Source organism: Paenibacillus glacialis (genome assembly GCF_001637205.1).
Taxonomy (GTDB): domain Bacteria; phylum Bacillota; class Bacilli; order Paenibacillales; family Paenibacillaceae; genus Paenibacillus_AQ; species Paenibacillus_AQ glacialis.
Genome location: NZ_LVJH01000053.1, coordinates 1 through 739 on the forward strand (window position 1 = coordinate 1; position 739 = coordinate 739).

A 739-nucleotide genomic window follows, 5' to 3' on the forward strand; every position below is an offset into this window, starting at 1 on the left:
TAACGGTTGGGTGTTCCCGACGCCTCACCACCTTAAGTCCGAAGGACGGCCGCGACGCGGTTAGGTGGTGCAGGTGTGTCTGCTGAATTTACTTCCTCGAAATCCCTCTGCAGACCAAGGATCGCTTGCGATCCGCAGTGGGAAAACAATGTTAGATGAAGTACATCTGTGTTACCCTCAAATTAATTCTTCTCATATAAATTTATCTTCCACCCATTGTGCCATTGCAATAATTTTATATGTTTATATCCGCTTTCCAAGTAATATTGATTTAAACTATTGTTTTCAGCCATACAATCCAGTCGTATTCGTTTTTTTCCTTTATTCCTTATATAGTTTTCTGACCAAATTAATAATTTTTTTCCTATCCCTAAACCTAAATGATTTCTACTCACTGCAAATCTATGAATATATCCAGATGCATTATCATCAAGTTCTTCCCATATAATTGGATCTGACCAACAAACAAATAAAGTTCCAACAACCTCTTCATTTAATCTTGCCAAAAATATTTCTGAACCATTATTGAAACATTCATGCACTTGTTCAATATTGAAATGATCTGGATTCCATTGATTTATCCCTTTAGATTGAATCCATCTAGCAGATTCCTTCCAAAGCTCGAGTACTTTATGACTTTCTTCAATAGTTGCTGGGTACACATCAATTAAAATTGTTTCATTTAATTCCTTCATCGACGCCACTCCTAATCTATTCTGCATCGTATTTCATCTAACGT

The 739-nt window shown here is 36.4% G+C and carries 1 protein-coding gene; it reads right to left on the reverse strand.

Going from position 1 to position 739, the window contains the following annotated elements; translation table 11 throughout:
* Positions 1–182 precede the first annotated feature (182 nt).
* A complete protein-coding gene (locus tag PGLA_RS20785) occupies positions 183–695 on the reverse strand; it encodes a GNAT family N-acetyltransferase (RefSeq protein WP_068536557.1) in 513 nt (170 codons plus the stop codon).
* Positions 696–739 lie beyond the last annotated feature (44 nt).

Coding starts and splice junctions, on each gene's coding strand:
- PGLA_RS20785 (WP_068536557.1), bottom strand. CDS start 695: ATGAAGGAATTAAATGAAACAATTTTAATTGATGTGTACCCAGCAACT.